Annotated in this window: 22 protein-coding genes and 1 pseudogene; 9 read left to right on the top strand and 14 right to left on the bottom strand. The window is 71.8% G+C overall.

The genetic code is table 11. From position 1 onward, the window contains the following. Positions 1-184 precede the first annotated feature (184 nt). The 4 genes from WDV06_RS30920 to WDV06_RS30905 all read left to right on the top strand — a co-directional run bounded on the left by WDV06_RS30920 (position 185) and on the right by WDV06_RS30905 (position 2,561). On the top strand, positions 185-541 hold the full coding sequence (locus tag WDV06_RS30920; RefSeq protein WP_395513110.1) for a hypothetical protein: 357 nt from the start codon (positions 185-187) through the stop codon (positions 539-541). Positions 542-600: 59 nt separating this feature from the next. Beyond that, entirely contained in the window at positions 601-1,602 is a 1,002-nt protein-coding gene (gene hemB, locus WDV06_RS30915; RefSeq protein ID WP_395513112.1) for a porphobilinogen synthase, read from the top strand. A 143-nt stretch (positions 1,603-1,745) separates the two neighbouring features. Continuing rightward, positions 1,746-2,231: a carboxymuconolactone decarboxylase family protein gene (locus WDV06_RS30910; protein WP_395513109.1), complete on the top strand. Its 486-nt coding sequence runs from the start codon at positions 1,746-1,748 to the stop codon at positions 2,229-2,231. Positions 2,232-2,288: 57 nt separating this feature from the next. Next, on the top strand, positions 2,289-2,561 hold the full coding sequence (locus tag WDV06_RS30905) for a DUF1876 domain-containing protein (protein WP_365151503.1): 273 nt from the start codon (positions 2,289-2,291) through the stop codon (positions 2,559-2,561). Here WDV06_RS30905 and WDV06_RS30900 read toward each other — a convergent pair. After that, entirely contained in the window at positions 2,551-2,730 is a 180-nt protein-coding gene (locus tag WDV06_RS30900) for a DUF397 domain-containing protein (protein WP_395513108.1), read from the bottom strand. The genes WDV06_RS30905 and WDV06_RS30900 overlap by 11 nt on opposite strands. Then, complete coding sequence (locus WDV06_RS30895) at positions 2,727-3,551, bottom strand: helix-turn-helix domain-containing protein (RefSeq protein WP_395513107.1); 825 nt, start codon at positions 3,549-3,551, stop codon at positions 2,727-2,729. Before WDV06_RS30895 ends, WDV06_RS30900 begins: the two co-directional genes overlap by 4 nt. A 140-nt stretch (positions 3,552-3,691) precedes the next feature. Here WDV06_RS30895 and WDV06_RS30890 point away from each other — a divergent pair, with 140 nt between their 5' ends. From WDV06_RS30890 to WDV06_RS30880, 3 genes are all read left to right on the top strand, one after another. Beyond that, positions 3,692-4,048: an ATP-binding protein gene (locus WDV06_RS30890; RefSeq protein WP_395513106.1), complete on the top strand. Its 357-nt coding sequence runs from the start codon at positions 3,692-3,694 to the stop codon at positions 4,046-4,048. Positions 4,049-4,147: 99 nt separating this feature from the next. Beyond that, on the top strand, positions 4,148-4,645 hold the full coding sequence (locus tag WDV06_RS30885; protein ID WP_395513105.1) for a hypothetical protein: 498 nt from the start codon (positions 4,148-4,150) through the stop codon (positions 4,643-4,645). A gap of 5 nt (positions 4,646-4,650) precedes the next feature. Continuing rightward, positions 4,651-5,436, top strand: coding sequence for a bestrophin-like domain (locus WDV06_RS30880; RefSeq protein WP_395513104.1), 786 nt, complete (start codon positions 4,651-4,653; stop codon positions 5,434-5,436). A gap of 33 nt (positions 5,437-5,469) precedes the next feature. Here WDV06_RS30880 and WDV06_RS30875 read toward each other — a convergent pair whose 3' ends face one another. The 8 genes from WDV06_RS30875 to WDV06_RS30840 all read right to left on the bottom strand — a co-directional run bounded on the left by WDV06_RS30875 (position 5,470) and on the right by WDV06_RS30840 (position 11,063). Next, positions 5,470-6,267, bottom strand: coding sequence for a VOC family protein (locus WDV06_RS30875; protein WP_395513111.1), 798 nt, complete (start codon positions 6,265-6,267; stop codon positions 5,470-5,472). 135 nt (positions 6,268-6,402) lie between these two features. Further along, positions 6,403-6,834 (bottom strand): hypothetical protein, encoded by a 432-nt coding sequence (locus tag WDV06_RS30870; protein WP_395513103.1) that lies wholly within the window; start codon positions 6,832-6,834, stop codon positions 6,403-6,405. Beyond that, positions 6,831-7,352 (bottom strand): RNA polymerase sigma factor, encoded by a 522-nt coding sequence (locus WDV06_RS30865; RefSeq protein WP_395513102.1) that lies wholly within the window; start codon positions 7,350-7,352, stop codon positions 6,831-6,833. Before WDV06_RS30865 ends, WDV06_RS30870 begins: the two co-directional genes overlap by 4 nt. Beyond that, a complete protein-coding gene (locus tag WDV06_RS30860) occupies positions 7,349-7,786 on the bottom strand; it encodes a DUF3995 domain-containing protein (protein ID WP_395513101.1) in 438 nt (145 codons plus the stop codon). Before WDV06_RS30860 ends, WDV06_RS30865 begins: the two co-directional genes overlap by 4 nt. 104 nt (positions 7,787-7,890) lie before the next feature. Then, positions 7,891-8,391 (bottom strand): hypothetical protein, encoded by a 501-nt coding sequence (locus WDV06_RS30855; protein ID WP_395513100.1) that lies wholly within the window; start codon positions 8,389-8,391, stop codon positions 7,891-7,893. Beyond that, positions 8,388-8,690 carry a hypothetical protein gene (locus tag WDV06_RS30850; protein ID WP_389618258.1) on the bottom strand — a complete coding sequence of 101 codons (303 nt, stop codon included), beginning with the start codon at positions 8,688-8,690 and terminating at the stop codon, positions 8,388-8,390. Before WDV06_RS30850 ends, WDV06_RS30855 begins: the two co-directional genes overlap by 4 nt. A gap of 296 nt (positions 8,691-8,986) precedes the next feature. Beyond that, on the bottom strand, positions 8,987-9,487 hold the full coding sequence (locus WDV06_RS30845; protein WP_395513099.1) for a hypothetical protein: 501 nt from the start codon (positions 9,485-9,487) through the stop codon (positions 8,987-8,989). A 28-nt stretch (positions 9,488-9,515) separates the two neighbouring features. Further along, positions 9,516-11,063, bottom strand: coding sequence for an alkaline phosphatase (locus WDV06_RS30840; protein ID WP_395513098.1), 1,548 nt, complete (start codon positions 11,061-11,063; stop codon positions 9,516-9,518). Positions 11,064-11,531: 468 nt separating this feature from the next. On the opposite strand from WDV06_RS30840, the gene WDV06_RS30835 reads away from it, so the two are divergent. Next, positions 11,532-11,708 carry a type II toxin-antitoxin system VapC family toxin gene (locus WDV06_RS30835; protein ID WP_395513097.1) on the top strand — a complete coding sequence of 59 codons (177 nt, stop codon included), beginning with the start codon at positions 11,532-11,534 and terminating at the stop codon, positions 11,706-11,708. Between the two features lie 57 nt (positions 11,709-11,765). On the opposite strand, the gene argS is transcribed toward WDV06_RS30835, so the two are convergent. Beyond that, entirely contained in the window at positions 11,766-13,538 is a 1,773-nt protein-coding gene (gene argS, locus WDV06_RS30830) for an arginine--tRNA ligase (RefSeq protein WP_395513096.1), read from the bottom strand. 188 nt (positions 13,539-13,726) lie between these two features. Between argS and lysS the strand changes: the two genes are divergently transcribed. Continuing rightward, positions 13,727-15,466: a lysine--tRNA ligase gene (gene lysS, locus WDV06_RS30825; RefSeq protein WP_395513095.1), complete on the top strand. Its 1,740-nt coding sequence runs from the start codon at positions 13,727-13,729 to the stop codon at positions 15,464-15,466. A gap of 109 nt (positions 15,467-15,575) precedes the next feature. Here the strand turns inward: lysS and WDV06_RS30820 are convergent, their stop codons facing one another. From WDV06_RS30820 to WDV06_RS30810, 3 genes and pseudogenes are all read right to left on the bottom strand, one after another. After that, on the bottom strand, positions 15,576-17,069 hold the full coding sequence (locus tag WDV06_RS30820; RefSeq protein ID WP_395513094.1) for a DUF2637 domain-containing protein: 1,494 nt from the start codon (positions 17,067-17,069) through the stop codon (positions 15,576-15,578). A 77-nt stretch (positions 17,070-17,146) separates the two neighbouring features. Further along, positions 17,147-17,947, bottom strand: coding sequence for a DUF3558 family protein (locus WDV06_RS30815; RefSeq protein ID WP_395513093.1), 801 nt, complete (start codon positions 17,945-17,947; stop codon positions 17,147-17,149). A gap of 156 nt (positions 17,948-18,103) precedes the next feature. Further along, positions 18,104-18,568: pseudogene (locus tag WDV06_RS30810) on the bottom strand (DUF3558 domain-containing protein); the annotation flags it as partial.

The following is an 18,568-nucleotide window of genomic DNA, read 5'->3' as shown; positions in this document are numbered from 1 at the left end:
GGGGCCCGGGCGCGCAGAGCGCCCGGGCCCCTTCGGCGTACCGGGGTACCGGGTACGGGCTGGCCCGCGGCTTGCGGCGGCGCCGGCCGGCGCGGGTACCCGGGCGGGACTGAGTAGCGCCGTGAGTACCGGTTGGGTAGCCGCGCGGGTTCCGGCGGGCCTCGGGGCGCGGTGGGATGGGGGCATGACCGAGAACCCGCTCGCCGGTGACGCCCCGGCCCGGCGGGCCTTCGTGGCCCCGCTGGTCTCCACCCTGCTGACGCTGCCGCTGGCCCTGGCGGCCCTGGGCTTCGCGGGGCTGTCCCCGATGGCCTGCGACGCCTGCGACACGGAGGCCGCGCAGGCCTTCGACGCGAGCTTCCAGACCGCCTGGACGGTGTTCGCGGCGGGGCTGGTGGGTGTCCTGGTGCTGCTGGTGTGGTGCTGGGCGCTGCCGTGGCGGGTGCGCAACACGGCCCGGCGGGTGGGGCTGGCGTTCGCCGCCCCGGCGCTGGTGGTGCTGGACACGGTCGTCTTCGCGGCGCTGGTCGACTGGCCGTAGGGGCAGGGGCCTAGGCTTGGGGTCGACTGCTGTCGATGCTCGAAGAGGCGACGAAGAAGATGAGCGCGTACGGATCCTTCCCCGGCTCGCGGCCCCGCCGGCTGCGGACCACCCCGGCGATGCGGCGGATGGTCGCCGAGTACCGGCTGCACCCCTCGGACCTGATCCTGCCGGCGTTCGTCCGGGAGGGCATCAGCGAGCCCCTGCCGATCTCGGCGATGCCGGGCGTGGTCCAGCACACCCGGGACACCCTGCGGAAGGCCGCCGTGGAGGCCGTGGAGGCGGGCGTGGCGGGGATCATGCTCTTCGGCGTCCCGGCCGACGAGAACAAGGACGCGCTGGGCACGGCGGGCACCGAGCCGGACGGCATCCTCCAGCTGGCGATCCGCGACGTGCGCTCCGAGGTCGGCGACGACCTGGTGATCATGTCGGACCTGTGCCTGGACGAGTACACCGACCACGGCCACTGCGGGGTCCTGGACGCCGACGGCCGCGTCGACAACGACGCGACGCTGGAGCGGTACGCGGAGATGGCCCAGGTCCAGGCCGACGCGGGCGTCCACGTCGTGGGCCCCAGCGGCATGATGGACGGCCAGGTCGGCGTGATCCGCGACGCCCTGGACGAGACGGGCCACGAGGACGTGTCGATCCTCGCCTACACCGCCAAGTACTCCTCCGCCTTCTACGGCCCCTTCCGCGAGGCCGTCGCCTCCTCCCTCCAGGGCGACCGCAAGACCTACCAGCAGGACCCGGCGAACGCCCGCGAGTCCCTGCGGGAGCTGGCGCTGGACCTGGAGGAGGGCGCCGACATGGTCATGGTGAAGCCGGCCGGCCCCTACCTGGACATCCTGCACCGGGTCGCCGAGGCCGTGGACGTGCCGGTGGCGGCGTACCAGATCAGCGGCGAGTACGCGATGGTCGAGGCGGCCGCCGAGAAGGGCTGGATCGAGCGCGACCGGGCGATCATGGAGACCCTGCTCGGCATCAAGCGGGCGGGCGCGGACACGATCCTGACGTACTGGGCGACCGAGGTCGCGGGCTGGCTGCGCAACGAGCGGTGACCTCCGGCGGTGGCGGGGGGCGGTCCGTGCGGCCGCTCCCGCCCCGCCGGAACTTTTTTCCCCCGGACTGTCACATCCGCCTCGCGGGAGGGGTCAGTGCAGTGAGAACCACACGCTGACGCTGACGAAGGAAGAGGCCGATCATGTCCGAGACCCACCGCTCCCGCCTGTCCAACCCCGTCAAGACGCTGCCGGACCTCGGCCCGCTGACCGGGATGATGTTCAAGGTGATCGGCAACGGCACGGTCCCGCAGTCCACGATCTCCCTGGTGCACCTGCGGGCGGGCCAGATCGTCGCCAACAGCTACCTGACGGCGATGCACACCGACGCCCTGCGCGAGGCCGGCGAGGCGGAGGAGCGCATCACCGCCGTCTCCTCCTGGGTGGATGCCCTCGTCTTCACCCCGGCCGAGCGGGCGGCGCTCGCGCTGGTGGAGTCCGTCCTGACGGCCCCGCCGGCGGGCCGTGAGCGGGTGTCGGACGAGGTCTTCGCAGAGGCGGCCGCGCACTTCGACGAGAAGGCCCTGACGACGCTCGTCCTCGCGATCAGCCAGGTCAACTTCTTCATCCCGCTCGCCCTGATCGGCAAGCCGCTGCCCGGGCAGTCCGCCTCCAAGCAGTGGACCTGATGCGGGGGCGCGCCGCGAGGTGCACCCTGGAATTCAGCGGCCACGGAGGTGATCGCCATGAAGGATGCCGTCGGATGGCATGTGGAGATGGAGTTCCAGGAAGACCCCAAGCGCACCCGCGCGGCGGCCCTGGTCCGGCTACCGGACGGGAGTGAGATCCGCGGGCACGGGTACGCCAGCCGCCACCCCAGTGACGGTAATCAGGCCCGGGTGGGCGAGGAGATCGCGGCGGCCCGCGCGCTCAACGACATGAAGGAGCAGTTGCTCAGCAAGGCGCACAACGAGATCGACGACGCGTCGGGCCGCACGTCGTACCCGATCACCCGCTGACCCAGCCGGTGAGCGCCGCCCAGCTGGCGGGGCCAAGGTCGAGGACGGGACCGTCCTCGACCTTGGAGTCCCGGACGTGGATGGTGGTGGGGGTCGTGGCGACCTCGACGCAGTTGCCGCCGTTGCTCCCGCTGTAGCTTGACTTGAACCACTTCAGTGCGGTGCTCATGTTTCTCCTAGCAGGCGGTCCAACTCGGCCCTTGTCTCATCGAGGTTGAGGGCCAGTGTTCGCAGCATCGCATACCTGCGTTCCACGATGCTCACCTCATTTCGCTGCGAGGTGAGATGACTCCCGTGCTGGGTCTCCATGTAGGCGAGCCGCTGGTTGTCGGGAGTTTCCAGGAGGACGAAGGGGCCGTCGAGAGCCGGGTGGTGGGTGCGTTCCAGGGGGTAGAGCTGGATGGAAACGCCGGGGAGTTCCGAGCAGGCGCGCAGATGACTCAGCTGCTCCTTGTGCACCTCCTGCCCACCCAGGCTCAGCCGGAGTGCGGGCTCCCAGATGACGAAGCTGAGCGTTACGGGCTCCTTGCGGCTGAGGATCGCACGCCGTCGGACGCGCACCGCGATGCGGCCGGTGATCTCGTCCTCGTCCAGCACGGGTACGCAGCTGCGGAAGACGGCTTCGGCGTAGGCGTCCGTCTGGAGTAGGCCGGGCAAGACCTGGTTCTCGTACGAGGAGATGGCGATGGCCTCGCACTCGCGGTCCAAGTACTCCTCCGCCCAGGGCGGGATCAGATCCACGGCGGGCATCTCGTTGGCCGCGACGGTCAGCGTGCCCGGCAGACCCAGGTGCAGGTCCAGCAGTTCGGCCACGTGCGGCATCAGCATGCGCCGCCCTTGCTCGATGGAAGCGATCGTCTCCTCGTCCACCTTGATCAGTGACGCGAGCTGCTTTTGGGTCAGGTTCTTGGCGATCCTGGCGGCGGCTACCTGCTTGCCGACCATCTTCATCGTCGTCGCATTGGGCCGCGTGCGCTTCTTCGGTGGCATGGCGATGAACTCCCCGCCTTCGGACGTGGACTATCCCCGACGCGCCCGTACTCAGCACAGAGTACGGGTCGACGCTCTGTGGCAGCCTAGTCACGTCACGCGACCATCGTCCCGTGGATCTAAATACTCAACCCGGGCTGATGCGTGAGCGGTTGTTTCCCCGGGCCTTCCAAACGGTCGCCTCCGCGCGGGACTTCGCGTGCGAGACGCTCGACGCGTGGGGCGTCAAGGGGCGGCGGGACGACCTCGTCCTCTGTGTCAGCGAGCTGGCGACCAACGCCCTGCGGTACGGCGTGCCGCGCGGCCGGTCGTACCGGCTGCGGCTGCTCAACTTCGGGTGCTGCCTGCGCGTCGAGGTGCACGACAGCGGGCCCGGGCGGTCGCGGATCACGCCCGGGACCGGGCTGCGGATCGTGGAGGCCGTTTCCGACCTGTGGGGCGTGCTACCCCGCTCGCCCGGAAAAGTCGTCTGGGCCGAATTCCATGCAGATGAGTGATAAATGGGTGTTACATGGACGAAAGCGGATCTACACCCACCAAGTGCCTGCACCATGGCGTGCGTACGGCTCTTCATGTGAAAGGCGTGGTGAAGGATCATGAGTGCTCGCAGGGCAGCGGTGATGGTGGGTGTGGCGACGGTGCTGGTAGCGGGCCCGGCCTGGGCGGTGCCGCAGCCGGCCCCGGCGGTGCCGTCCCACTCCGAGCTGGAGGTCCTCCGCATCGACCCCGATGACGTTGTGCCCGGAGGCAGCACCACGCTCCACGCGTACGTCGCCAACCTCGGCCCGGACACGACCGGCTCCGCGATGATCATCACGGTCGACCTCCCGCCTAGGACGCAGGCGTTGGGCGACTTCTACCCCGAGGACTGCGAGCCGTCTGCGAACAAGCGTCACGTGCGCTGCGAGTTCCCGGCCGGGCTCAGGAGCGGCCGCAGCGCCACGGCCCTGGTTCCGATCCTTGTGGACGGGCACGTGCCGGTGGGTCAGACGCTCAAGGGCTCGTTCAGGGTGTCCAGCCCGGACGACCGGAACGTCAGCAACAACCGGACGGCGTTCGAGGTCAAGGTCGTCGATCAGGTTCCCGATCACTGAGCACCGTGAAGCTCTGGCTGCTCAACCACCTTCCGACCGCCTGGCTCGCCCTGCTGGTGGTCGGCGGGATCATCGTGCTGGCGCTCGTCGCCAGCACGATGACCGCCCGCTTCTTCCCGGTGCTCGCGGCCGGTGAGAACAACGACATGGTCGGCGTGGTGCTCGGGATGTTCGGCGCGATCTACGGGATCATCCTGGCCTTCGTGATCGTGAACCTGTGGACGGATCTCCAGACCGCAAAGACGGTCGTCGCCGCCGAGGCCAGCGCGGTCTCGCAGATCGTCCGCGACGCCGAGGCCTTTCCGCCCGGTACCCGGGACGCCGTGCACGGGTGTGTACGGGAGTACGTCCACACCGTCGTGGAGCGGCAGTGGCCGCTGATGACGGTCGGCCGGGGCGACGCGGCCGTGACCACGCACGCGGTGGACGGGATGTACCGGGTGCTCGCCGCCTACGAGCCGCGGTCGTTCTCAGAGCAGTCCTTCTACCAGGAGGCGCTCAGCAGCCTGAACGAGGTCGCCGCCCAGCGGCGGGCCAGGATCTCCCAGAGCCACGACGAACTGCCGGACCTGCTCCAGGTGCTCATCTTCGGCGGCGCCGGGGTGATCGTCCTGATCACCCTGCTGTACGGGGTGCGGGACCGGCGGCTACGGCTGCTGTTCGTCGGTACGGTCGCGGCGCTGATCGGGTTCAGCCTGCTGCTCGTCATCGTGCTGGACTGCCCGTTCGCGGGGGACATGAGCGTGTCGCCGCAGCCGTTCAAGGCGAGTGCGCTGGCGCGGTTCTGGTGACGGCCCCGCCCGGTGAGCGGGGCCGGGGGAGGGTCAGGCCGGCTGTTCCTGCATGGACGCCGTGATGACGGAGAAGGCGCCGCCCTGGGGGTCGGCCAGGACCGCCATGCGGCCCGCGGCCATGTCGAAGGCCGGGGCCAGGACCGTGCCGCCGGCGCGGACGGCCGCCGCCTGGATGTCGTCCACGCTGTCCACGTGGAAGTACGGCTGCCAGTGCGGCGGTACGCCAGGGGGCAGCTTGCCGAGGTCCATCATCCCGCCCACGGCGCGGCCGGCGACCTGGAACTCGACGTAGTCCTCGGCGCCGGGCATCTCGGAGCGGTGCGTGGTGACGGGCAGGATCGAGGAGTAGAAGGCGGAGGCGGCCGGCAGGTCGGGGGTGGTCAGCTCGTTCCAGATCAGGGCGCCGTGCTCGTTGACGATGGCCGCGCCGTCGAAGGTGCCGGGCTGCCAGAGGCCGACGACCGCGCCCGTCGGGTCGGCGATCACGGCCATGCGGCCGAGGTCCATGACGTCCATCGGGCCCATCATGACCGTGCCGCCGGCGTCGGTGACGGACTTGGCGGTGGAGTCGATGCTGTCGGTGGACAGGTAGGTGGTCCACACGGTGGGCGGCATGGGGTCGGGGGTCGTGCCGTCCGGGTTCATCGCCTTCATGATCCCGGCGACCGGCTTGCCCTTGAGGGTGCAGACGGCGTAGCCGCCGGTCTCGGGCGGGCCCACTTCGCCCTGCCAGCCGAAGAGGTCGCAGTAGAAGTCGAGGGCGGCCTGCTGGTCGGGGACCATCAGGTCGATCCAGCAGGGGGTGCCGGGCTTGTAGGGGCCGTTCATGTCGGGCACGGGGGCCTCCGGGGTGGGGCGGGGGTTGGACGGGCCGTCCCCTACCCGGGCCTGTGGCGGTGAACCGGGCCGTCCGGGTGAACCCGTCGCTCCGGAGGCTGCGCCACCGGACCCCCGCGGGCCGTGTCAGGGGGCCACGCGGGAGGTCAGGCGGGTGGCGGCGGCTTCGAGTTCCGAGGCCGTGCCGAAGGGGATCACCGCCGCGCGGGTGGGGACGCGGACTCCGCCCGTCAGGGCGATGCGAGTGCCCTCCGGGACGGGGGCGGCGGCCAGGCCGACCAGCAGGAAGCGGCTCTGGAGCCAGCACCAGCCGGGGCGGCGGTAGCCCCGCAGGCGGGCGCGGAAGCCGTACTTGCTGCGGGCCAGGAGTTCGATCCGGTCGCCGTCGGAGCGGAGGAGGCGGGTGTGGCGGAGGTCGGGGAGGAAGTCGAGGGCGGACATGGCCGGCCAGACCTCTTCGAAGGGGGCCGGGAGGGTTCGTTCCACCACCCGCGCACCTCGTACGCCCGCCGCCATGACGCGCAGGCGCCGGATGTCGTCGATCTCGTGCGGTCTCATGCGGACCATGCCTTTCGGAAGCTGGAACGGGCCCGGTGCAGGCGGGACTTGGCCGTGCCGGGCGGGATGTCCAGGACGGCTGCGGCCGCTTCCTCGTCCAAGCCCTCGACGTCCCGCAGGACGAGCACCGCGCGGTGGGCGGGGGAGAGGCGGGCGAGGACGTCCTCGATGTCGGCGGCCAGGTGGGGGTCGCCCTGGGCCGGGACGTCCGTGAGGTCGGGGGAGGGGCGGCTGCGGGACGCGCGCTGGGCGGTGCGGACGGCCTCGCGGACCGCGATGGCCCGCACCCAGCCGTACAGCGCCTCGGGGTCGCGCAGCGTGCGCAGGGCGGTGAAGACGGTCAGGAGGGCTTCCTGGGCGGCGTCCGGGCCGTCCGCGAGGGCGATGGGGGCGCAGATCCGGGTGACGTACGGGGTGAGGTGGTCGAGGAGGTCGTGCAGCGCGAGGGTGTTCCCGGCGCGGGCGGCGCGGGCCAGGGTGACGCCGCGTGCGCGGTCGGCCGGGGTCAACGGGCTCATCTGGCGCGCGCCAGCCGTGCGGCCGCCCAGCCGAAGCCGAGGCAGGCGGGGGTGTACAGGGCGAGGTTGAGGGTGTGGAAGGGGCTGTCGGGCGGGCTGGGCAGGAGCCCGGCGGCCCAGCCAAGGCCCGCGAGGCCCCGTACCGCCAGGGCCGCCGCGACCGCGCCGGTCACGGCCCGGGTGGCCCGGCCGCCGCGGCGGCGGGAGTGCGCGAGGACGGCGGCCCCGCCGGTCAGCGTGAGCGCGGCCAGCGGCAGGACGACGGGCGGGGCGAAGGACACCTCCGTGCCCAGGACCGCCAGGGACAGGGCGCGTTCGCTCGGCGCGGGCCAGGTGGCGCCCGTGGCCCAGTAGAGGTGTACCAGGCCGTCGGCGGCCAGGAGCGCCGCGAGCGCGGTTCCGGTCCTGCGGCGTGCGGTGTCGTCGGTGTGCATGGGTGGTCCCCCTCGATGTACCGGTTGCCGACACATCGAGGAGGCGGCCGCCCCCGGGAACGTTCCCTGTGACGCGCGTCACGTGGGTCGGTGGTGGTTCAGGTTCAGTGCAGGACGCGCTTGCCCGCCAGGAAGGCGGCGAGGTCGCCGACGGCGAGTACGCGGATGGACTCCGCCGCCCCGGGGAGGGCGTCCCGGTAGGCGGTGATGTCGCGCGGGTCGGAGGTGACGACGACGGCCTGCGGGTGCCGGGCGGCGATGACCACGGCCAGCGCGTCGACCGCGTCGGGGCGCTTCTCGGGAGGGATCGCGGCGTCGGCCAGGAGGCGGCCCGCGCGCTTGGCGTCGTCCTCGCAGTGGCCCGCCTGGCACACCCCGCAGGACGCCGGGGCCGAGGCGTGCACCCCGAAGACCACGCACTGCGGCACCGCCCGGGTCAGCGGCGTCCACCGGCCGGGTCGCCATGCCTGGGCCAGCACGGGCAGCGGGACGACCGGGGGGTGGCCCCGCTCGGTGAGGACCCGGTGCAGCAGCCCCGCCGACCGGTCGCCGCCCTCCAGCGCGATCAGCATCCCGGTGTCGTACACGAAGACGGGGCTGCTCACGCGGCGGAGTCCCGGGTGTCGGGGGCGAGTGCCTGGGCGATGCCCGCCCGTGCGGCCGCGAGCTCCTCGTCGTCGAAGCCGTCGTCCCGGCCGGCCGGTGCGGGCATGGCCTCGGTCGCCGCGATGTCGGCGTCGATCTGCGCGAAGCGGCGGGCGACGATCACGTCCTCGTCGATCTGGCGGAGTACGGCCGCCGTGACGTAGGCGGAGACGTCGAGGCGCATGGCGTCGGCGTGCTCCTTGACTCTCGCGCGCAGCGCGGCGTCCATGCTGATGCTGAATCGCTCCTTGGGGGCCATGGCAGCAACGTAGCACGGCGTGTTACGGCGAGGCCGAAGGCCTCCTGAAGGAGACCTTTCCCTACTGGGCGGCGCCCGACTCCGCGTGGCAGGACACGGCCGCCCTCCAGCGCGCTCTCGCCGACGCGGGGGCGCACCAGTGCGCGAGCCCGGTCGACCTCCTCGTCGCGGTCGTCGCCCGCTCCCACCGGCTGACCGTCCTCCACCAGGACGCCGACTTCGAGACGATCGCCCGCATCACCGGGCAGCCGGTGCGGCGCATCGTCGACTGACCGGCCGGGCCGCGGGCACGGAGGCTACTCGTTGACCAGGACCGGGATCGACAGGACGGCGCTCGCCGGGGTGCCCGTCAGGTGGTCGGCCGGGACGGTGAAGTCGATGCCGTCGCCGGCCGCGCGGGGGCCCGTGTGGGGCCGTCCCGCGTGGCCCTCCTCGCCCTCCTCCTCGTGGTGGAAGGTGCCCGTGCCCAGCAGGCGGCCCTGGGCGTCGTAGTAGGCGGCGGTGATCTCCAGGGCCAGGGTGTCGCTGACGTCCGAGCTGATGGCGACGTGCCCGGTGACGGACGGGGTGCCGGTGGTCAGGCGCGTGTTCGTCAGCTCCACGCGGTCCGTGAACGGGCCCTGTTCGGTGCGGACCTCGCCCGTGGCCGGGGCCGGGGTGAGGGCGGCCGCCGGGGCGGGCGCGCTGCGCGGGGCGGGCAGGGACACCGGGGCGGCTGCGGCCGGTGCGGGGTCCTTCGCGGCGGAGGGGGCTTCGGCGCCCGAGCAGCCGGTGGCCAGCGCGAGGAGGGCGGCCACGGCGGTGACGGCGGCGGCCGCCCGGGGATCAGTGCTGCTGCGGGGAGCGGCCGAAGAGCGAGCGGTACAGCTTGCCGTACAGCTCGGTGTTGATCTGGCTCGTGGCGAAGGCGTTGCCGCCCGGGCCGTAGGCGAAGATCGGGACGTCGGCGCCGGTGTGGTTGCCGGACAGGTAGGTCAGCCACAGGCTGGCCTCGGGGCTGCCGTCCTTGACGTCCTTCGGGTCGTCCGGGGTGCGGAAGGTGGCCGGGGCGAAGTTCTTCGTGTCACCGGAGCCCGCGCCGTTCACGATCCCGCTGGAGCGGACCGGGTCCTTGGCGCCCGAGGAGGAACGCGAGGGGACGCTGTTGTTGGCGGGGTTGCCGGAGTCCGTGTTCGACGGGGGCGCCACGGCCTCGGCGTTGGTGTAGGTGCCCTTCTCGATGATGTTGAAGCCGGCGCACTCGTGGTCCGCCGTGACGACCACCAGGGTGTGGCCGTCCTTCTTCGCGAACTCGTACGCGGCCTTGACCGCGTCGTCGAACGCCTTGACCTCGTCGAGGGTCTGCGCGGCGTCGTTCGCGTGCGAGCGCTTGTCGATCTGGGCGCCCTCGACCTGGAGGTAGAAGCCCTTCTTCGACTTGCCGCGGTCGTACGAGCCGCCCTGCTTGCGCTCGTTCAGCAGCTGGATCGACTTGCGGGTCATGTCCGCGAGCGTCGGCTCCTGCTTCTGCGGGGCGTCGGCCGGCAGGGCCGCCTTGTTGTGCTCCACGGTCAGGTTGCCGCGGTTGAACAGGCCGATGACCTTCTTGCCGCTCGCCTTGTCCAGGTCGGCCTTGGTGGCGACCTTCTGGCTGGCGGCCGTCTGCGCGGGCAGGCTCGGGTCGCCGAAGCTGCCGAGGACCTGGTAGCCCTGCGCCTGGAGGGCCTTCTGGTCGTCGGGCTCGAAGCGGGCCAGGCCGCCGCCGAGGATGACGTCGGCGGTGCCGTTGCGGGCGATCTGCTCGGCGATCGGGGTGATCAGCGTCTTGTCGGCCGGGGCCGCCTCGTAGCTGCCGTCGTCCTTCTTCGGGAGGCAGGCGGCGTCCGAGTAGGTGGGGCCCTGGCAGCCGCGCAGCAGCGCGTGGCTGAACTGGGCGGCCGGGGTGGCGTCGGTGACCTCGGCGGTGGAGACGTTGCCGGTGGCGAAGCCGGCCGCGTGGGCCTGCTCCATCAGCGTGGCGACCTTCTTCTCGTACGCGTCCACGCCGATGGCCGCGTTGTAGGTCTTCACGCCGGAGCCCCAGGCGGTCGCGGAGCTGGCCGAGTCGGTGACCAGGGCCGGCTTGGCGCTGTTCTTCTCGACGGCGTAGGTGGCGACGGCGCCCGTGTTCGGGAGGGTCTCCATGGTGAGCTTGCCGCCGGCGCCCACGAACCGGTCGCGCGCGGCCGTCACGTGGGTACGGCCCATGCCGTCACCGAGCAGGTAGATGACGTTCCGGATGTCCTGGTGCGAGTCGCTCTGCTGGGGCGCGGAGTTCGCGGTGACGGCGGTGCCGGCGGCCACGGCGCTGGCGATGGCCAGGACGGTGAGCGTCTTCAACGGTCTGCGGTGCATGTGCGGGAGATTCCCCTCGGGTGTTCGGCACGGTCGCGCCGAACGTAGGGGGGCCGTGTGAACGGGATGTGATCGCGCGGTAGTGCCCGGCCGAACGGGGAGGGCATGACAGGACACCGTCATCACCAGCTCGTTGCCAGCAGATTGCTTGCAATGCGACTACCCGGATCCGGGCGCGTGTGTCGGCGCGGCTGAGCGCGGACGAGGTGCTCGCGGACCTGGACGCGGGGCGGCGGCGCGAATGATCGTGATCGACGCGAGCGCGGTCGTCATGCTGGTGGCCGACGCGGGACCGGTCGGTGAAGCACTCAGGGAGCGGGTGCTGGGCGAACGGCTGGCGGCGCCGCACCTGCTCGACGTGGAGGTCGCCTCGCCCACGCCCTGCTCGGGCGCCACCGGGGCGGCAAGCTCACCGGCGGCCAGCTGGACGCCGCCTGGGACGACTTCGCGGCCCTGCCCGTCCGGCGGATGGAACACCCGCCCGTCCTGCCCCGGGTGCGCGAGCTGTACGCGAACCTCTCCGCCTACGACGCCGCGTACGTCGCCCTCGCGGAGGGACTCCAGGTCCCGCTGGTCACTTGTGACGCGAGGATCGCACGGTCGGGCAGCCCCCGGTGCAAGATCGAAGTGTTCGGGGCGGCGTAGCGAGTGGCCCCCTCCCGGAAGGGAGGGGGCCACTCGCCGGTCTGTCCGCCCGAGGCGTCAGAGCTTCTCGGGGGTGCGGATGCCGAGGAGGGACATGCCCTTGTTCAGGGTGCGGGCCGTCAGCTCGCACAGGAACAGGCGGTTCTCGGCGACGACGAGCTCCGGCTCCGGCTTGATGACCGGGCACTGGTCGTAGAACGTCGTGAACAGCGAGGACAGCTGGTAGAGGTACGCCGCCACCTTGTGCGGGGCGTACTCCTGTGCCGCCTCCGCGACCAGCGTGCCGAACCCGTCCAGGTGCAGCCCCAGCGCGCGCTCGGCCGGAGCCAGCTCCAGCTCCGGGTGCGCGGCCGGCTTCCGGTCGCCCGCCTTGCGCAGGATCGAGCGGATGCGGGCGTACGCGTACTGGAGGTAGACGGAGGTGTCGCCGTTCAGCGAGACCATCTGGTCCAGGTCGAACTTGTAGTCGCGGGACGCGGACGTCGACAGGTCGGCGTACTTCACCGCGCCGATGCCCACGTACTGGCCGTTCTCGACGATCTCCGCCTCGGTCAAGCCCACCTTCTCGGCCTTCTCGCGCACGACGGACGTCGCCCGCTCCACCGCCTCGTCCAGCAGGTCCACCAGCCGGACCGTCTCGCCCTCACGGGTCTTGAACGGCTTGCCGTCCTTGCCGAGCACCGTGCCGAAGGCCAGCTGGACGGCCTTGACCTCGTCGTTGAGCCAGCCGGCCCGGCGGGCCGTCTCGAAGACCATCTTGAAGTGCAGCGCCTGCCGCGCGTCCACCACGTAGATCAGCGTGTCGGCCTTCAGGTTGCCCACGCGGTCGCGGATCGCCGACAGGTCGGTCGCGGCGTAGCCGAAGCCGCCGTCCGACTTCTGGACGATCAGCGGCGTCGGGTTGCCGTCCGGGCCCTTGTACTCGTCGAAGAACACGCACAGCGCGCCGTTGGAGCGGACGGCCACGCCCGACTCCTCCAGCAGCTTGCAGGTCTCCGCCAGCATGTCGTTGTAGCCGGACTCGCCGACCACGTCCGGGTCCTGGATGTCCATGTCCAGCTTGTTGAAGACCGAGTAGAAGTAGATCTTCGACTCGTCCACGAACCGCTGCCAGAGCGCCAGGGTCTCCTCGTCGCCCGCCTGGAGGTCCACGACCCGCGCCCGCGCCCGCGTCTTGAACTCCTCGTCGGAGTCGAACAGCGCGCGCGAGGCCTTGTACAGGCGGTTCAGGTTGGACATGGCCTCCTCGCCGGACGCCTCGCCCTCCCCGCCCTTGTGGTCCAGCTCGTGCGGGTGCTCCAGCAGGTACTGGATCAGCATGCCGAACTGGGTGCCCCAGTCGCCGATGTGGTGGCGGCGGACCACCTTCTCGCCCGTGAACTCCAGGATCTCCACCATCGCCGCGCCGATCACGGCCGAGCGCAGGTGGCCGACGTGCATCTCCTTGGCCACGTTCGGCTGCGCGTAGTCGATCACCGTGGTGCCGGCGGACGGCGACAGCGGCACGCCGAGGCGGTCGTCGGCGGCGCGCGCCGCGAGCGTGCGGATGATCGCCTCGTCCGAGACGGTGATGTTGAGGAAGCCGGGGCCCGAGACCTCGATCTCCTTGATCAGGTCACCCGTGGGGATGGCCTCGACCACGGTCGTCGCCAGCTCCCGCGGGTTGGCCTTGGCCTTCTTCGCGAGCGCCAGGATGCCGTTGGCCTGGAAGTCGGCCCGGTCGCTTCGTCGCAGCAGCGGGTCGGCCGCACCGGCCTCCGGCAGGGCGGAGGCGAGGGCGTCCGAGACGCGCTGTTCGACGGAGGAGGCGAGGGAAGGGACCGAGGCCATGAGCTGCCGTTCCTGTGAGGTTGTGCCCGAGTGGGTCTTGGGCGTTCCGACAAGTGCCGAGTATCCCACGCGCACGCTGCCCGCTTCTCGGCATATCGCGGCGTATCACCAGACGGAAGCAACCCCGGAGCGGCCCCTTCCGTCTGGGAGAATGGCCGAAGCCAGCATTCGAGATAGAAGGACGTGTCGTGGCTCAGAGCGCGCAGAGCAGCACAGAGACCGACTGGGTCTCCCGTTTCGCGGACGAGGTCATCGCCGAGGCGGAGCGCCGAGCCCCCGGCAAAACGATCGTCGTCGCCTCCGGCCTCTCCCCGTCGGGCCCGATCCACCTGGGCAACCTGCGCGAGGTCATGACCCCGCACCTGGTCGCGGACGAGATCCGCCGCCGGGGCCACGAGGTCCGCCACCTCATCTCGTGGGACGACTACGACCGCTACCGCAAGGTCCCCAAGGGCATCCCCGGCGTCACCGAGGAGTCCCACGCCCAGCACATCGGCCGCCCGCTGACCTCCGTGCCCGCCCCCGAGGGCTCCTCGTACCCGAACTGGGCCGAGCACTTCAAGGCCGCGATGGTCGCCTCCCTGGCCGAGCTGGGCGTCGAGTACGACCCCATCAGCCAGACCGAGCAGTACACCTCCGGCGCCTACCGCGACCAGGTCCTGTTCGCGATGAAGCACCGCGGCGACATCGACGCCGTCCTCGACCAGTACCGCACCAAGCAGAAGCCGGGCGGCAAGAAGCCCCAGCAGAAGCCCCTCGACGAGGCCGAGATCGAGGCCGCCGAGGGCTCCGGCGCCGCGGGCGAGGACGACGGCAGCGCCGAGGGCGCCGAGTACTTCCCGTACAAGCCGTACTGCGGTGAGTGCAACAAGGACTTCACCAAGGTCACCGCGTACGACGACGAGACCACCGAGCTGACCTACGTCTGCACCGAGGACCAGTTCACCGAGACCGTCAAGCTCTCCGAGTTCAACCGCGGCAAGCTGGTCTGGAAGGTCGACTGGCCCATGCGCTGGGCCTACGAGGGCGTCGTCTTCGAGCCGTCGGGCGTGGACCACTCCTCCCCCGGCTCGTCCTTCCAGGTCGGCGGCCAGATCGTCGGCCTGTTCGGCGGCGAGCAGCCCATCGGCCCGATGTACGCCTTCGTCGGCATCAGCGGCATGGCCAAGATGTCCTCCAGCAAGGGCGGGGTGCCCACCCCGGCCGACGCGCTGAAGATCATGGAGCCGCAGCTGCTGCGCTGGCTGTACGCGCGCCGCCGCCCCAACCAGTCCTTCAAGATCGCCTTCGACCAGGAGATCCAGCGCCTGTACGACGAGTGGGACAAGCTGGAGGCCAAGGTCGCCGACGGCTCCGCGCTGCCGGCCGACGCCGCCGCCCACTCCCGGGCCGTCCGCGTCGCCTCCCACGAGCTGCCCCGCACCCCGCGCCCGATGCCGTACCGCACCCTCGCGTCGGTCGTCGACATCACCGCCGGACACGACGAGCAGACCCTGCGCATCCTCTCCGACCTGGAGCCGGAGAAGCCGCTGGCCTCGCTCGACGAGGTCCGCCCGCGCCTGGACCGCGCCGAGAACTGGATCACCACCCAGGTCCCGGCCGACCAGCGCACCCTCGTCCGCGAGGAGCCCGACGCCGAACTGCTCGCCTCCCTCGACGAGGAGGCGCGCCGCTCCCTGGCCATGCTGCTGGAGGGCCTCGACACCCACTGGTCGCTCGACGGGCTCACCACCCTCGTCTACGGCGTCCCGAAGGTCATGGCCGGCCTGGAGCCCGACGCCAAGCCCACCCCCGAGCTCAAGGTCGCCCAGCGCGAGTTCTTCGCCCTGCTCTACCGCCTGCTCGTCACCCGCGAGACCGGCCCCCGCCTGCCCACGCTGCTCCTCGCGGTAGGGGCGGACCGGGTCCGCAAGCTGCTCGCCGCCTGAAGCGGCCGGCACCGCTGAACGCGAGGGCCCGCACCCCCGGTGAATCCGGTGGTGCGGGCCCTTCCGCATGCGCGGGCGCGAGTGCGGGCGCGTGTGCCGCCCCGGTGGCTCAGGAGATGAACTTGTTCTCCAGGCCGCGCTGGTAGCGCTGCTTGAGCATCGGCATCATCGCGTCGATGACCGCGACGCTGTCCGGGTGGTCGAACCCGTAGACCACCAGGGCCTGCGCCAGCTGCTGGGCGGTGGGGTGACCCCCGATCGCCTCCACGTGGGCGTGGTACGCCTCGTACGCGGCTTCCTCGAACTTCTCCTGGTCGAGGGCGTCGTGCGCCTCGTCGGACTCGTCGGACGCGGCCGCCTCCGGGAGGAGGGCCTGCTCGTCCGGGCCCGCCGGGGGCATCACCGGGGTCGGCTCCAGGCCCTCCACGTACTGCGGGTTGTAGCCGCCCTCGTACATCGCCTGCGGGGCCTTCGGCGCGGCGAACCAGGCACTGTCATGGGCGGCCGGCATGGCCTCCGGAGCCACCGCGAACGGCGCCGGCGCCTGCGCGAGCTTCGCCTGGCCCCGCCGCGCCGCGGCCCGGTCCAGCCCCTCCCACTGCTCCGGAACCCCGGACCCCTCGGGCCCCTCGGCCTCCTCCAGCACCGCGGGCCCCTGCGGCGCCGCGCCGACGGCCTGCGGAGCCACCGCGCCGGCCGTCTGCGGAGCCACCGCGCCGGCCGTCTGCGGAGCCACCGCGCCGGCCGTCTGCGGAGCCACCGCCGGACCGGGAACGGGCGCCGCCGCCCGGGCCGGTACCGCCGCGGAGGCCACGGCCCCCGCCCCCGCCGGCAGGGCCGGGGCGTCACCGGCCGTCACCGCGGCCCCCGCTGCGACGGCCGGGGCCTTCGCCGCCGCCGGAGGCAGCAGCACCGGGTCGATCCCCGCCGCCGCCAGCCCCTCCGGAGCCGTCTGCGCCAGCGGTACGCCGATCCGGGCCAGCCGCAGCGGCATCAGCGCCTCCACCGGCGCCTTGCGCCGCCACGCCCGCCCGTACCGGGCCTGGAGCCGCGCCTGGTAGATCAGCCGGTCCTGCTCCATCCCGACCGCCTGCTCGTACGAGCGCAGCTCCCACAGCTTCATCCGGCGCCACAGCTTGAACGTCGGTACGGGCGACAGCAGCCAGCGGGTGATCCGCACCCCCTCCATGTGCCGGTCCGCGGTGATGTCCGCGATCCGGCCCACGGCGTGCCGCGCCGCCTCCACGGTGACCACGAACAGCACCGGGATCACCGCGTGCATGCCCACGCCCAGCGGATCCGGCCAGGCCGCCGCACCGTTGAAGGCGATCGTCGCGGCGGTCAGCAGCCAGGCCGTCTGCCGCAGCAGGGGGAACGGGATCCGGATCCACGTCAGCAGCAGGTCCAGCGCGAGCAGCACGCAGATGCCCGCGTCGATGCCGATCGGGAACACCAGCGAGAAGCTGCCGAAGCCTTTCTTCAGCGCCAGCGCGCGGACCGCGGCGTACGAGCCCGCGAAACCGATACCCGCGATGACGACGGCTCCGGCGACCACCACACCGACGAGAATCCGGTGCGTACGAGTCAGCTGCATCGCGGCCACTCGCGATCCCCTCCCCTTGTCGAGCTACAGGCAGGCACAGCGTACGGGTGACCCTGCGTCACCCGTGTCGTAGGTCCCTACTGCTTGGGCGAGGCCGAGGCCGACGGCGAAGCGGAAGCCGCCGGCGACTCCGCGGCCGAAGGTGCCTGCTCGGTGCCGCCGTTGGCCACCGAGGTCACGACCTCCTTCGTCGCGGCGATCGCGTCCTGGAGCATCTTCGCCTGGTCGGGCGCACCCGCGCCCTCGTAGGCGGCACCGTTGAAGTCCAGGGTGATCACGACGTTCTGCGTCCGGGCCACGACCGTGGTGTTGAAGAAGTCCACGTCCTTCTTGATCCCGTAGATCACGGACGTGCCCTGGTCACCGACCCCGTCGGCCTGCTCGGCCTTGAAGTCGTGGCCGTCCTTGGTGGTCTTCGCCAGCTCGATCTGCTTGTTGTACTGCTCCTCCGCGCGCTTGTTGCCGCTGCCGAGGGAGGCGTGCGAGTCGTAGCGCACGAGGGAAACCGAGAGCCAGCGGTACTGCGAGCCCTTCGTGCCGTCCGTCTCCAGACCGTTCCAGGAGCAGCTGGCCCGGTTGGCGAGGTCGTTCGACTTGGCGGCCGTGCCGTTCTTGTCCTTCGCGTCGTGGACGAGGGTCTCGACGGTCTTGGCGGGCACCGACTTGCAGGGGTCCGGCAGCTTCGTGAACGCCACCTTCTCCAGCGTGGCCGAACCCTTCGTGCCCGACGCGGCGGACGAGGACGAGGAGGGCTTCTTGCCGGAGCCCGAGGCCGAGGAGGACTTCCCCGAGTCGGAGGAGCAGCCGGCGACGGTGAGGACCACGGGGATGGCTGCGCAGGCGAGGACGCGGGTGAGGCGCGAGGCTGATCGGTGCATGGTTCCTTCAGACGTTGGGGACATCTCGGTGGTTCCCGGTGGTGCTTCGGGGTCGTGCTCAGGGGTGTGGGACCCCCGCAACGGTAGCCCGAGCCGGAGCCCGCCTGCTGTGCGCGCCGTCACGCGGGCCGTGCGCGCCCCCCTGGGACGGCGCGCTCACTCCGCGAACCGCTCCGCGAGGGCCTCGGCCAACTGGCGCGCCTTGTCCTGCGTTTCCGCGGCCGGCGGGACCTTGCCCGGCACGGAGGGCTGGACGCTGTACTCGACGGTGACGATCACGTTCGAGGTGCGGAACACGATCCGCACGGTGCGCGCCTGTGCGGCGGTGGCCCCGGCCGCGCCCAGCTTGTCGTCGAGGAACCCCTCGTTGCCGAGCCCCTCCAGGACGCGCGAGCCGAGCTCGGGGGAGGCGGTGGGGGACGGGGAGGCGCTGCCCGGCGGGACCTCGGGCGCGCCCGGGGCGGGGGCGGCGGGGTACCCGGTGGCCGTGGCGGCACTCGGGCCGGGGGCGGCGCCGGGGGGGGCGCCCGCGCCCGCGTTCGGGCCGGTGCCCCTGCTCGGGCTCCTGCTCGGGCCGGCGCTCGGGCCGAGGAAGGGGAGGTGCGCGTCCGTCAGCCGGCG

Origin of the sequence: Streptomyces racemochromogenes (assembly GCF_044129415.1) — a bacterium.
Classification (GTDB): Bacteria; Actinomycetota; Actinomycetes; order Streptomycetales; family Streptomycetaceae; genus Streptomyces; species Streptomyces racemochromogenes_A.
This window is presented reverse-complemented; position numbering and strand designations above follow the sequence as displayed.